Raw genomic sequence first — 14,967 nt, forward strand, 5'->3', positions numbered from 1 at the left:
AAATTTGAGTACAACTAACTTTACTTTTTCGAAATTATATCGACTACTATTTATTATTGCTTTAGTATTGTTTAGTGGGTCAGCTTATGCTCAAACTAATCCTATAGATCAAGATTCTACAAGAACAGGTTTTTCCTTAGGACGATTAAGTATCCCAAACCCTCAAAGTATAGTTTCAAAATATACTTACGATCCTATTACAGACAGATATATTTACACAGAAACCGTAGGGAAGTTTAACATTAATTATCCCATAATTTTAACACCAGCAGAATTTCAAAGACTCGTATTACTCGAGCAACAACAAAAATATTATAAGCAAAAAATTGATGCTGCTGCTGGACAAAAAGAAGGTTCGGAGGAAGAGCAAAAAAACTTATTGCCAGAATTTTATATCAACTCAGGATTTTTTGAAACTATTTTCGGAGGAAATACGATTGAAGTGATTCCTCAAGGTTCTGCAGAAGTAGATTTAGGAATCTTATTTACTAAACAAGATAATCCAACATTCTCGCCTAGAAACCGAAGTAATTTCACCTTTGATTTTGATCAGCGTATCAGTTTAAGTTTATTGGGTAAGGTAGGGACACGTTTGCAAGTCACTGTTAATTACGATACGGAGTCTACATTTGATTTTCAGCAATTAACTAAATTAGAATACACACCAACAGAAGATGATATCATTAGAAAGATTGAAGTAGGTAATGTGAACATGCCGCTTAACAGTTCTTTAATAACTGGTGCACAGAGTTTATTTGGTGTTAAAACCGAGTTACAATTTGGAAAGACGAGAGTCACAGCTATTTTCTCAGAACAACAATCACAGTCGCAGTCTGTAGTTGCACAAGGTGGAGGAACTGTAGAAGAATTTGAGTTTTTTGCAAGAGACTATGATGAAAACAGACACTATTTTTTAGCACACTATTTTAGAGATACTTATGACGAATCGATGTTGCGATATCCCTTTATTGCTAATAATGTTCAGATTACTAGACTTGAGGTGTGGGTTACCAATAGGAGTAATCAGACCGACAACGTAAGAAACGTCGTCGCACTGCAAGATTTGGGGGAATCAGATTATAACCCTGCTGACACCGCAAATGATAATATTGGTTTAGATAATCCACCAGCTGGATTTATCAACGCTCCAACAGGGTCGTTTCCAGATAATGGGAATAATGATTTCGACCCAACAAATATTGGAGGAGCCGGTTCATTATTATCAACAGCAGTGAGAGATATTACGACTGCAGAGCAAGGCATATTGGTTCCTGCGAATGAAGGTTTTGACTTTGGTAAACTAGAGAATGCAAGAAAATTAGAACAAGGTAGAGATTACGCGTTAAGTCAGCAATTAGGTTATATTTCCTTAAATCAAAGATTACTCAATGACGAGATTCTAGCCGTTGCATTTCAATATACTATTGGTGGTGAAGTGTTTCAAGTTGGTGAATTTGCTAATGACGGTGTGAATTCTACAGCCTCAGGAAATGATACGGATAGTGATAATATTCCAGATTCTATTGATGCCGATGTGAATGGCGATGGTACAGTAGATAATGGACCTGATACTGATAATGATGGAATAAACGATACTGGTGATGCTGATATTAACGGCGACGGAACAATAGACAATGGTCCTGATATTAATTTTGATGGTGTTAATGATAATTTTATAACTGTTCAAGAAGGTTCCACACAAAGTTTAATAGTTAAAATGCTTAAAAGTCCAATCACAGATGTGAATCAACCTATTTGGGATTTAATGATGAAAAACATTTATGACACAGGCGCTTTTCAGCTAGATAGAGAAGATTTTAGGCTTAATATTTTTTATACGGAAGCGTCGCCTTTAAACTATATTTCACCTGTTGATGGCACTCCATTTCCTGTGTTTGGAAATAATACTCCTTTTGATACATCAGATGATGGAGAAATTATAGATACACCATTAATTAGACTATTTCATTTAGATAGATTAAATTTTAACAATGATCCGCAGGCTGGTGGTGACGGGTTCTTTGATTTTGTTCAAGGTATGACTGTTTTGACTCAAAACGGAAAAATTATATTCACAAAAACAGAACCTTTTGGTCGTTACCTCTTTGATATTCTTGATGATGATGGTAATGGGATTGATAATGAAGCAGATTATAATTATGATGGTCCAATAATGGGTAGTCCATATAATCCTAATCAAGAAAAGTATGTTTATGATATTCTCTATAAGCAAACAAAAACGGCTGCTTTAGATGAAGCAGAGAAAAATAAATTTCAAATAAAAGGACGTTACAAGTCTTCTGGAGGCGATGGGATTCCGTTAGGGGCATTTAATGTTCCTAGAGGATCAGTGATTGTTACTGCTGGAGGACGAACCTTAGTTGAGGGCCAAGACTATACCGTGAATTATCAAATTGGGCGTGTTTATATTATTGATGAAGCTTTAAAGTCCTCCAATATTCCTATCAATGTTGCTGTAGAAAATAATGCCGTATTTGGACAACAGACAAGACGTTTTACAGGTGTTAATGTAGAACATCAGTTTAATGAAAACTTTGTATTGGGTGCGACGCTTTTAAATTTAAATGAACGTCCAATTACACAAAAAGCTAACTTTAATACAGAGCCAATTAATAATACAATATTTGGTTTTAATGGTAATTTCTCAACAGAGGTGCCTTTCTTTACAAGATTGGTTAATAAATTGCCAAATATAGATACAGATGCACCCTCAAATTTATCCGTTAGAGGTGAGTTTGCTTATCTCGCACCAGGGGCTCCAAAGGGAACAGACTTTAATAATGAAGCGACTGCTTACATAGACGATTTTGAAGGCACTCAAGGATCCATAGATTTGTTATCACCACAATCTTGGTTCTTAGCAAGTAGACCAAGAGGTTTGGGTAAAGTATATGTAGGTTTTGGCGGTGAGGATGAAAATGGTATTCAAAATGGTTTCGATAGAGCACTATTAAATTGGTACACTATTGATCCTATTTTTTACAGTAACCAACGTCCAGATGAAATTAGTGATGATGATGTTTCAGATGTATACACAAGACGTGTATTTATTGATGAAGTCTTTCCTCAGTTAGATATCGCTCAAGGACAAAGTACAGTAATCAATACTTTAGATTTAGTGTATTATCCTTCGGAAAGAGGACCTTACAACTTTGACCAAGACGCCGTTGGAGATAATTTAAATACAGATGATAGTTGGGCAGGAATCACGAGACAAATTACCTCTACAGATTTTGAACAAGCCAATGTAGAATATATTGAATTTTGGGTTCAAGATCCATTCTTAAATAATCCAAATGCTGGTCAATCTGGAAAGTTGTTTATCAATTTAGGTAATATTTCTGAAGATGTATTAAAAGATGGTAAGAAACAATATGAAAATGGATTGCCAGAAGATGGTGATATCACTCCAATATTACCGGTAACCTCTTTTCAAACGGTTGTGCCTCGAAATCAATCATTAATTTATACGTTTTCTACAGGCGGAGAGGAGCGTAACAATCAAGATGTAGGTTATGATGGTTATGATGATGCCGAAGAATTAGCACAATTTGGTGGTGCATTTGGTGACGACCCTTCAAAAGATAATTATTCCTATTATTTAAATACTGAAGGAAATATTTTTGATCGTTATAAAAATTATAATGGTCAACAAGGGAATTCTCCAGATGTGTTCACAGATACCAATAGAGGGTCTACGCCACAACCAGATGTGGAAGATATCAATAGAGATAATACCATGAATACGATTGATAGCTATTTTCAATATGAGATAGAGATTAGTCCTGGTTTATTAAACGATAATAACCCGTTAATTAATGATATTAAGCCTCGTACAGTAACCTTACCAAATGGTTCAACTGAAAATGTTACATGGTATCAATTTAGAGTTCCAATAGGAGACGGTCCCAGTAGAACGGCTGTTGGAGGTATTTCAGATATTAGATCGGTACGTTTTGCACGTTTATTTTTAACAGATTTTGATGAAACAACAGTATTACGTTTTGCGACTCTTGATTTAGTACGTAGTGATTGGAGACGATACAATTTGACATTAGATGAAGATCCTAATAATGACAATGACGATACAGATTTTACCGTAGGTGTTGTTGGTCTTCAGCAAAATGAAGGTAATTATGATTTGCCACCAGGAGTCGTATTAGAACAATTAAATAATAACAACAATATTATTAGACAAAATGAGCAGTCCTTGCAATTGGAGGTTTGTGATTTAGAGCCACAAGATTCCCGTGGTGTGTTTAAAAATATTAATGTAGACATGCGACAGTATAACAAATTACGTATGTTTATTCATGCCGATGCAGGAGAATCTGCGACCACGGTTAGCGATGGTGATTTAGTTGGTTTTATTCGTATGGGTAATGACTTCACTCAAAATTACTATCAAATTGAAGTGCCTTTACAAATTTCGTCAGGCATGTCCTCACAAGAATCTATTTGGCCCGAGGTAAATGAGATTAATATTGATTTAGATATATTAGAACAAATAAAATCTATAGGTATTGCAAATGGTTCTCTAGCAGATTTAGAACCAAACTTTTATAATGTTATTGGAGGTGAAGTCACAGAAGCATTAGAGTTTGATCCTCCTATTATTGGCCAGCAAAGAGTCGCTATCATAGGAAATCCTAATTTTGGAGATGTAAGAGTCTTAATGGTAGGTGTTAAAAACTCTGGTCAAAGTGGGATGGACACCTGCGGTGAGATTTGGTTCAATGAACTGCGCTTGTCCGATTTAGATAATGAAGGCGGATGGGCTGCAGTAGCAGGATTGGATGCTAACTTTGCAGACTTCGCAAATGTTAGTGCTACAGGACGTATAAGTACAATTGGTTTTGGCTCAGTAGAGCAAAGACCAAATGAACGAAGTAGGGAGGATGTTGAGCAATATGACGTTGTTACTAATTTAAATTTAGGACAATTATTACCTAAAAAATGGGGAATCCAATTACCATTTAATTATGCTGTAGGTGAGCAAGTTATCACACCAGAGTATGACGAGTTTTATAGGGACATAAAATTACAGACACAATTAGATAATACGACGAATCGTGATTCGATTTTAAAGGTTAATGAGAACTACACAAAACGTAAAAGTATTAACTTTATAGGGGTTAGAAAAAATAGAACTGGAGACGCTAAACCACGTTTCTATGATGTAGAAAACTTAACGCTTAATTACTCCTATAATAAAGAAGAGCGTCGTGATTTTGAAATTGAAAGTTCTTTAAGTCAACAAATAAGGGCTGGAGTTAACTATACTTATAGTTTTGATTCCAAGCCTATTGAACCCTTTAAGAAAAACGATTCTTTGTTTAGGAATAAATACTGGAAAATCTTAAAAGACTTTAATTTTAACCCAATACCAACAAATTTTTCAGTAAATACTGATATTATTCGTCAGTTTAATAAGCAAAAATTTAGGGAAGTTGATTTAGCCGGAGATAATATTGGTTTAGAAGAATTATTCCGAAGAAATTACAATTTTAATACGCAATATGCGATCAACTATAACTTGACAAAAGCATTGAGTCTAAACTTTACAGCTGCAAATACAAATATTGTTAGAAATTATTTTGTTGATGACGTTATAAACGGGAGACAAAATCCAAACTTAGATGTGTGGGATGGCTTTTTCGATTTAGGTGATCCAAATATTCAAAATCAGCAATTACAGATTAATTACGAGATTCCTTTATATAAGATTCCTACGTTGAGTTTTATGCGTGCAACATATTCTTATACGGGAGATTTTCAATGGCAAAAAGGATCAGATTTAAACAATAATCTACCTATTCAAAATGAAGATGACTCATTTACTACTTACAATTTAGGTAACTCTATTCAAAATGCGAATACACATAATATCAACTCGACGTTTAACATGGAGACTTTATATAAGCATATAGGCCTTACCAAAAAGAAAAAGAGAGGACCTAGAAGAAGCCAACGAGCTACTCCTGGTGCTTTAGATAAAGACGGTAATAAGATTGAAACACCAGTTGCACAAAATGGTGCAAGTAAAAAAGGTGTAGGCTCAAAAATATTAGATGGATTTATAGATGCAGTAACGGCTGTAAAACGGATTCAAATCAATTATACTGAGAATAATGGTTCATTTTTACCAGGTTATTTACGAACTCCCGGTATCATTGGGACACTTAAACCTACTTTGGGTTACACATTTGGTAGTCAAAGTGATATAAGGGATTTAGCTGCTAGAAATGGTTGGTTAACTGTATTCCCAGATTTTAATCAACAATATAGCGAGACTACAAATCGTATTTTAGATATCTCTGCAGATATAGAATTGATTAAAGATTTAAATATAGATTTAACAGGTGGCCGTACATACTCAGAAAGTATGACGCAAAACTTTAGAGTTGAAGATTTTATAGATGCCAATGGTAATCCAGGTTCAGATGGTGTATTAGATTATAATCCGCTAATCACTAATTCCTTCGGAAACTTTAATATATCAACCGCTTTAATTAAAACATCCTTCGATAAGAGCGACGAAAATCAATCTGCAGCATTTGACGATTTTAGAACAAATAGGTTGGTAGTCGCTAGACGTTTGGCAAGAGAGTTTTACGGTAATGATAACTTTGCTTTGGATAGTGAAGGCTATCCTTTAGGTTTTGGTAAAAATAGTCAAGCGGTTTTGTTGCCTTCATTTTTAGCAGCATACAAAGGGACAAATCCAGATAAAATTAGCTTATCTGCTTTTAGAGATATTCCAATTCCAAATTGGCAATTGAAATATACGGGTTTCATGAAAATGAAATGGTTTAAAAAGAACTTTAAACGTTTTTCTATTACCCATGGTTATCGTTCTAGTTATACGATTAATCAATTTAGAACAAACTTAGATTTAAAACTAGGCGATTTACAACCAGGAGTTGCCTATGAAGATCAGGCTAATTTAAGTGACGTTGTAGATCAATCTGGTAATTTTAAAAATCAAACTATTTTTAGTAATGTCAATTTAGAAGAACAATTTAGTCCGCTATTTAGACTTGATTTTGAGATGAAAAACTCAGTTAAGATTTTGGCAGAGATGAGAAAAGATAGAATTTTATCGATGTCATTTGATAATAACTTATTGACTGAAATACAAGGTAAAGAGTACATCTTAGGTTTAGGTTATCGTATTAAAGATCTTCGTATTCGTTCTAAACTAGCTGGACCCAAACAGATTATTAAGAGTGATTTGAATATGAGAGCTGATGTTTCGGTAAGAAATAATAAAACGATTATTAGATACTTGGATATCGTGAATAACCAAATTACACAAGGACAAACAGTATATGGTGTAAAATATACCGCAGATTATGCGTTCTCTAAAAACTTGACTGCGATATTCTACTTTGATTACACATTCTCTGAATACGAAATATCTACTGCATTTCCGCAAACGACGATTAGATCAGGATTTACTTTACGTTACAATTTTGGAAATTAAGTAGTAAATAATATTAAAAAAAATTACATTTGTAATAATATAAAATAGTACAATATAACATGAATATACCATCAGATTTAAAATACACCAAAGACCATGAATGGATCAAAATTGAAGGTGATACAGCTACAGTAGGTATAACAGATTTTGCGCAAGGAGAACTTGGTGATATCGTATATGTAGAAGTAGAAACTCTGGATGAAACTTTAAATGTCGAAGAGGTTTTCGGTACTGTTGAGGCAGTTAAAACGGTATCAGATTTATTCTTACCATTGTCTGGGGAGATATCTGAGTTTAATGAGAGTTTAGAAGACGAGCCAGAAAAAGTAAATACAGATCCTTATGGTGACGGTTGGATGATTAAAATTAAATTTTCTGATGCTTCAGAAATTGATAATCTCTTATCTGCCGATGATTACAAGGCTCTTACTGGCGCTTAAAAAATGGGCTCTGCCTATTTTAGTTTTGTATGCGCTTGCATTAACCATTGGTAGTTTAGCCCACATAGGTGATATTCCAAGTTTAGGATCTTCTTTTGATGATAAAATTTACCACGTTATAGCTTATTTTTTTTTTACTGTTTTAGTGTATAATTCTTATAAAAAAAGAAAAGTAGCTTACGCAATACTTATTTCAGCAATATGTGTTATCATTTATGGCATTGTTATTGAAGTTTTACAACAAGTATTGACATCGTATCGAACTTTAGATATATATGATGCTTTTGCAAATGCTTTAGGAGTTGTCTTTGCTGCCCTAATCATAAGATTTAAAAATAAACTAAAGTTAAAATGAATTAATAGCTTGCTTTTTTAACAAATATTTGGTTAATTTAGCATTCAGAAAACCTTTTAAACACATGGAACCCAAAAAGAATATTAAATCAGATGTAAGTAGAAACAGTTCGCTGTATTTTGCAGTGGGTATGGCCCTTATGTTGGCGCTAACGTATATAACTATCAATTATAAGACTTTTGAGAAAGAAGCTATTGATATTGGACAGTTAGATTTAGATGCTCTTGAAGAAGAGGATATTCCAATTACAGATCAAAAAATAGTTCCACCACCACCACCACCACCACCACCAGTTGTACCTGAGGAAATCGAAATTGTGGAAGATGAAAAGGAAATTGAAGAAACAGTAATCGAATCTACTGAAACAGATCAACAAGAAGAAATCGTTGAGGTTGAGGAAATTGAGGTTGAAGAGGTAGAGGAAGATATAGATGTCCCTTTTAACGTTATTGAAAACGTACCCGTTTTTCCAGGTTGTGAAAACGAAAAAGGAAACAACGCTAAAAAGCAATGTATGTCTGATAAGATTGCAAAATTTGTAAACAGAAAATTTAATACAGACTTAGCTGCTGATTTAGGATTATCTGGAAGACAACGTATCAACGTCATCTTTAAAATTGATAAAACTGGTAATATTGTAGGTGTTCAGGCAAGAGCTCCACATCCAGGTCTTGAGAAAGAGGCTAAGAGAGTTATCAGGTTATTACCAAAAATGAAGCCAGGTAAGCAAAGAGGAAAGCCAGTAAATGTTCCTTACTCCTTACCAATTTTATTCCAAGTACAAGACTAAATATAATAAAACATATCATAAAATTTCAAAATCCCATCTAATTAATTAGATGGGATTTTTACTTTGGTATGCTTATTGCGATTTCATCATAATATTAACATTATAAATCAAATATTATGAAAGATTTTAAAAAATTGCACGATATTGCTGGTCAGAGCAATAAAAAAGTGAAAAAATCACAAAAACACGATGCGAATTTACGAAAAAATTCATCGTTGTATTTTCAAATTGGACTCATTCTTTGTCTTTTAGGGACTTATGGGATGTTTGAGATGCAGTTTGAGACTAGAAATAGTGACCAAGCTATTCTAGAGCCCCTTAGCCTTGACAACTCCGCGTTTATTATGCCTGCTTATGTTGTAGAGCCAGATGCTCCAGTACAAAAACCTATTAAAAGAAAGAAGCAACAAATTATCACTAACAAAATTAAAATTGTTAAGAATAATGTGAATGTTCCGTTGGTAGATATTGTGACCACACCTGTTGTTATCTCACAGCCTATAGATTCTAATTCTTTAGTAAAGAATGAAAAACCAGAGGATATTATCCCGGATATTTTTAATATGAATGGCGTTGAAATCGTGCCAGTATATCCAGGATGTGAACAAATGATAACAAACAATGAGCGAGTCAAATGCATGAATGAAAAGATTACGAAATTGGTACAACGTAAATTTGATACTGATTTGGCTGGTGAACTTGGATTGTCTGGAACGCAACGTATTAATGTGCAATTTAAAATTGATCAAAATGGTAATATTACAGATATTTTAACCAGAGCACCGCATCCAGGCTTAGAAAAAGAAGCAGAACGTGTGACTAATAAAATCCCTCAAATGAAACCTGGTCTTCAAAGAGAAAAGCCAGTTTCGGTTCTGTATAATTTACCAATTGTATTTAGAGTGAATTAAAACGTTACATTTCCGAAGTAAAAACAGAAAGCGGTCAAGGACTATTCATAGTTTAAGACCGCTTTTATTTAATCTCTATTTTGAAAAAAATAGTATCTTTCGGCAACTAATGTTGTATTTACTTTATGAAGAATCGTTTCTTACTTGTGTTTTTATTTGTTTTTGGTTTTATAACTGCGCAAGAAGCTTCAAGTTTTGAGAAATCACCAATATTTCCTGAGTGCGAAGCACAACCTATTGACGAATTGAAAACATGTTTTAATAATAAAATCAATGCCTATATTTTTAAAGCGTTTAAGGTTCCTCAAATAGTTAATGATGATAGCTATAAAGGTGAAATCAAAGTGCTTTTTGAAGTTGATAAAGAAGGTGAGATTTCAGTACTTTATATAGATGCAGTTTATGACGAGCTCAAAGAAGAAACAAAGCGTATTTTTGATTCATTGCCAAAAGTAACTCCGGGGACATACAACGGGAAGCCTACATTTTATCAGTACTCAATAGGTATAAAAATACCTTTAGTAGGTTTATTGGAAATTCAAACCCAACAAGCAAAAGTGAATACTATAAAACTTATTGAAGCTACAGATATTAATACAGATATAAGCGATGAATATAAAAGTGTCACTGATAGTATCGTTACATACGAAAAGCTAGAATACAGCAGTCAGTTAAATATTCCATTTACACATAACTATTATGCTAGGTTTGACCAAGAAATGAATGGTCTAGGAACCAATAGCCATACAGCAGCGAAACCATTTACTTATGATGAAGTTTCAGTTTATTATGATTTTAAAGCCGAAAAAGAAGGGTTGGTAAAAGGCAGTGAGGGATGGTGGAGTAAAAAATTATGGAATGAGCATTTAGTTGAAGTTCAAGGGAAAGACTATTGGTTTACAGTAGATCCTATTTTTGATTTACAAGTAGGTAAAGATACCGAAGCAGATTTTAGTTCTACCTACAATAATACAAGAGGAATTTTTATTCAAGGAGGCTTGGGTAAGAAGTTTAATTTCACAACCTCTATTTATGAAAGTCAAGGTCGTTTTGCACAGTACTTTAATGAGTATGCTTTAAGCTTACAAGCTGAAGGAGGTGAGGCAATCGTGCCAGGAAGAGGTTTATCTAAACTTTTTAAAGATGGCGGCTTTGATTACCCAGTTGCAGAAGCTTACATATCGTACTCACCAGCAAAATTTATCAATGTTCAATTTGGGCACGGTAAAAACTTTATAGGTGATGGTTATAGATCATTATTTCAAGGAGATGCTACGAGTCCGTATCCGTTTTTTAAACTCAATACCAAATTTTGGAAAATCAAATATACTAATACTTGGATGTGGCTTAGAGATGTAAGAGGAGAAGTCACAGAGGATGGTGCCTTTTTAACTAAATATATGGCAAACCACTATTTGAGTTGGAATGTCACCAAGCGATTAAATATTGGTTTATTTGAATCTGTACTTTGGGCAAATGATAATAATAGGGGATTTGATATTAATTATTTAAATCCGGTTATTTTTTACAGAGCTATTGAGTTTTCTACAGGACAGGATGCTGGTAATGCTATTCTAGGAGCATCTGCAAAATATAAGTGGAACAACAAAATAAATCTCTATGGACAGTTTATACTAGATGAATTTGCTATCAACGATGTCACAGCAGGTGATAAGAGTTGGAGAAATAAGTTTGGCTACCAATTAGGGATTAAATATTTTGATGCTTTTAAGGTAGATAATTTATTGCTTCAATTTGAATACAATAGAGTGCGACCATATACCTACTCGCATAATTCTATCGTGTTAAACTATGCGCATAACAATCAGCCAATGGCGCATCTTTGGGGAGCGAATTTTAGTGAAGCTATTCTAATAAGTCGTTACAATTACAAACGTTGGTTTGGTGATGCTAAATTTATCTTCGGAAAGCGAGGTTTTGATTTCAATGAAGGTGATGATTTTTCAAATTACGGAAGCAATATTTACAGAAGTGAAGTAGATCGTAATGCCAATACAGGAATATCTGTTGGACAAGGAAACACAACAGATGTCTTTCAAGCAGATTTAGGTGGTGGTTATATCATCAATCCGGCCACTAACTTGAGATTATTTACCAATATCACCTTTAGAAATTACAATCCAGAAGCAGATACTGCAGCGGCCTTAAATACAAGTACAACTTGGTTTACGGTTGGAGTAAGAACCGATTTGTTTAATTGGTATAATGATTTTTAGGAGTTAGTCCTTCAAACTCAAATAAAAAGTCCTCCTAATCTTTTTAGAATTAATAAACCCAGTTCCATAATCTAAAGCGTCATATGTTTTGGTAAACACTTCGGTTTTACCCGCTTTTATTTCTTCGGAAATTTTAGATCTTAGGTCCTCTAGCATTTTTAGAAAGCTTTGATCCTCTTCTTTATGAGACAACTTTCTATGACCAGGAATCACTTTAGTATCATGATCAATGGGTTGAAGACCTAGTTTTACAGCATTGATATAACCGTTAATACTGCCTCCAGAGTCTAAATCTATATAGGGATAGCGTTCTTTAGAGTAGGTGCCCCCTGTGTGCAGCACATTGCTTTTAGTGAAATATAGAAGTGCGTCACCATCTGTATGCGCATGTCCTATATGAAACATACCAATTTTCTCTCCGTTTATAAATAGGTTGAGTTCATCGTTAAAGGTGATAATTGGCAAAGCTGCTTTAGCTTCCGAAGAACCGTCACGCTTTGGTGTCGATTGCATATGTTGTCTCACATTATCATGAGCAATAATTATTGCACTTAGCTTTCGCCTATTTTCGTTTCCACCTGTATGGTCACCATGATGATGCGTGTTGACTAAAAATTTGATGTCTTTATCGCTTAACGCTTTGATAGCAGTGTGGATTTTTTCTGAAAGCGGTGCAAATTGGTTTCAATTATAAAAACACTATCTTCTCCTATGGAAACCCCAATGTTTCCCCAGCACCTAAGAGCATATACACGTGGTCTGAAAATTTTATAGTCTCCATTTCAACGTTATCAAAACGTTGTACGTTCCCGAAATTTACGAATAGAAAAAAATAATAATTATAAGCACAGATAAATATTTCATGAATATTTTTAAAAAAAAGAGTCTTATAAAGATAGATCAACTTAAAGAGATTAATGCGACGTGGAATTATAAGTGTGTTTTGAAAATCAGGTTGCTTTTAACTCAATAGAGTCTTATATATTAATCAATTTAAGGCGATTTCTGAAAAAGTATATAGTACAAGTTTTGATTCTAATATTTAAAATTAAATGAAGTTCGGTTGGTCAAAGTAAGCAGTTATTTTTCTTAACAGTATTTAATTATGTTTTGAATTGTCCAAAAGCTTTTTTCAGAGTATCTTTGCAAACGCAATAAAACCTCTTGTATTGAGTACTGGTAAATCATCTGTGAATCAAGTGTCATTAATTTCTGATTTTAAGGAAATCACGAAAATGAGACTGTCTATAAGTGTCGTGTTTTCTGCACTTGCAGGTTACCTTCTTGGTGTTGTTGGTCAGGTTGATTTTTACACGCTAACGCTATTAGCTTTTGGTGGTTATTTTATGGTTGGTGCCTCCAATGCCTTTAATCAAATTATTGAAAAGGACTTAGATGTGTTAATGGATCGCACTAAAAACCGCCCAGTTCCTGCAGGTAGAATGAGTGTTAGATCTGCATTTATTATAGCAACAGTTTTCACTCTTTTAGGGATCACTGTACTTTATATTATTAATGAGCGTACAGCGATGTATGGGGCAATTTCTATTTTTCTTTATACTTGCGTATATACACCTTTAAAAACCAAAACACCGTTGGCTGTTTTTGTGGGAGCTATTCCTGGAGCCATCCCGTTTATGTTAGGTTGGGTAGCTGCAAGAAATGATTTTGGCATTGAATCTGGAACCTTATTCGCATTACAGTTTTTTTGGCAATTCCCTCATTTTTGGGCTATTGGGTGGTTTTTATTTGACGATTACGAAAAAGGTGGCTTCTATATGTTACCCACAAGAAAACGAGATAAAGGAACAGCAGTGCAAATTATTATGTATACTATTTGGACGATACTTATATCTATCGTGCCTGTTTTTAATGTGACTGGTGATTTAAAACTGTCTGTGGTGGCAGCAGTTATCGTCTTTTTAATAGGCTTAGTAATGCTCTATTATGCATTTGAATTATTTAAAAAAAGAACAACAAAAGCAGCAAAACAATTGATGCTTTCTAGCGTGATTTATATTACACTATTACAAATTGTTTACGTTGCAGATAAATTTATAAGATAAAATGGATTTAACACAAGGAACATTAAAAGAAAAGAATGATAGAGCCAAACGTATGATGCTTTGGTTTGGAATAGGATCTTTAATCATGTCGTTTGCAGGTTTAACAAGTGCTGTTTTAGTAAGCAGAAAACGTGAAGACTGGATGACCGATTTTACTATGCCAAAAGCATTTTTTATAAGTTGCGTGCTCATCTTGATAAGTAGTCTAAGCTTTGTTGTGGCAAAAAGAGCTTTGAAAAATAATAATAGGAGCCTTACAACAGCAATGTTGGTGTTGACTTTTGTTTTAGGTATAGGCTTCATAATGAGTCAGTATGCAGGTTTTAATCAAATTGTAGCCTCTGGCTATTACTTTACAGGACAAGCGTCTAATGTGACGATGAGTTTTATATACGTGATTGCTTTTTTGCATATTTTGCATGTTGCAGCGGGATTAATCTCATTATTAGTTGTTATTTATAATCATTTTAAACAAAAATATACTGCTACCGAAATGCTAGGTGTGGAGCTTTCGGCAACCTTTTGGCATTTTGTAGATATACTGTGGTTATTCTTGTTTTTATTTTTAACATTTATAGTTTAATTTTTCAATCATTTTTATAAGCAAGAACTTGTGATTTAGTCTAGTATAGACCTCTGGTTTTAAAATTTAGAATCGGAT

General features: G+C 33.9%; 9 protein-coding genes. 8 read left to right on the forward strand and 1 reads right to left on the reverse strand.

From position 1 onward, the window contains the following. The first annotated feature begins 4 nt into the window (after positions 1 to 4). From sov to H593_RS0106625, 6 genes are all read left to right on the forward strand, one after another. Positions 5 to 7,507: a T9SS outer membrane translocon Sov/SprA gene (gene sov / locus H593_RS0106600; RefSeq protein ID WP_028871723.1), complete on the forward strand. Its 7,503-nt coding sequence runs from the start codon at positions 5 to 7 to the stop codon at positions 7,505 to 7,507. Positions 7,508 to 7,566: 59 nt separating this feature from the next. Next, complete coding sequence (gene gcvH / locus H593_RS0106605; RefSeq protein WP_028871724.1) at positions 7,567 to 7,947, forward strand: glycine cleavage system protein GcvH; 381 nt, start codon at positions 7,567 to 7,569, stop codon at positions 7,945 to 7,947. After that, entirely contained in the window at positions 7,919 to 8,302 is a 384-nt protein-coding gene (locus H593_RS18620) for a VanZ family protein (protein WP_147231476.1), read from the forward strand. The genes gcvH and H593_RS18620 overlap by 29 nt, the downstream gene beginning before the upstream one ends. 64 nt (positions 8,303 to 8,366) lie before the next feature. Beyond that, complete coding sequence (locus H593_RS0106615; RefSeq protein ID WP_028871725.1) at positions 8,367 to 9,092, forward strand: energy transducer TonB; 726 nt, start codon at positions 8,367 to 8,369, stop codon at positions 9,090 to 9,092. 116 nt (positions 9,093 to 9,208) lie between these two features. Next, entirely contained in the window at positions 9,209 to 10,003 is a 795-nt protein-coding gene (locus tag H593_RS0106620) for an energy transducer TonB (protein ID WP_051229640.1), read from the forward strand. Between the two features lie 125 nt (positions 10,004 to 10,128). Then, positions 10,129 to 12,240, forward strand: a complete 2,112-nt coding sequence (locus H593_RS0106625; protein ID WP_028871727.1) for a hypothetical protein — start codon at positions 10,129 to 10,131, stop codon at positions 12,238 to 12,240. Between the two features lie 3 nt (positions 12,241 to 12,243). Here the strand turns inward: H593_RS0106625 and H593_RS18625 are convergent, their stop codons facing one another. Then, positions 12,244 to 12,897, reverse strand: a complete 654-nt coding sequence (locus H593_RS18625; RefSeq protein WP_147231475.1) for an MBL fold metallo-hydrolase — start codon at positions 12,895 to 12,897, stop codon at positions 12,244 to 12,246. 512 nt (positions 12,898 to 13,409) lie between these two features. Between H593_RS18625 and cyoE the strand changes: the two genes are divergently transcribed. Beyond that, positions 13,410 to 14,306: a heme o synthase gene (gene cyoE, locus H593_RS0106635; RefSeq protein ID WP_028871728.1), complete on the forward strand. Its 897-nt coding sequence runs from the start codon at positions 13,410 to 13,412 to the stop codon at positions 14,304 to 14,306. Position 14,307: 1 nt separating this feature from the next. Further along, positions 14,308 to 14,889 carry a cytochrome c oxidase subunit 3 gene (locus H593_RS0106640; RefSeq protein WP_028871729.1) on the forward strand — a complete coding sequence of 194 codons (582 nt, stop codon included), beginning with the start codon at positions 14,308 to 14,310 and terminating at the stop codon, positions 14,887 to 14,889. The last annotated feature ends 78 nt before the right edge of the window (positions 14,890 to 14,967 follow it).

The sequence above is a fragment of the Psychroserpens burtonensis DSM 12212 genome (assembly GCF_000425305.1).
Taxonomy (GTDB): domain Bacteria; phylum Bacteroidota; class Bacteroidia; order Flavobacteriales; family Flavobacteriaceae; genus Psychroserpens; species Psychroserpens burtonensis.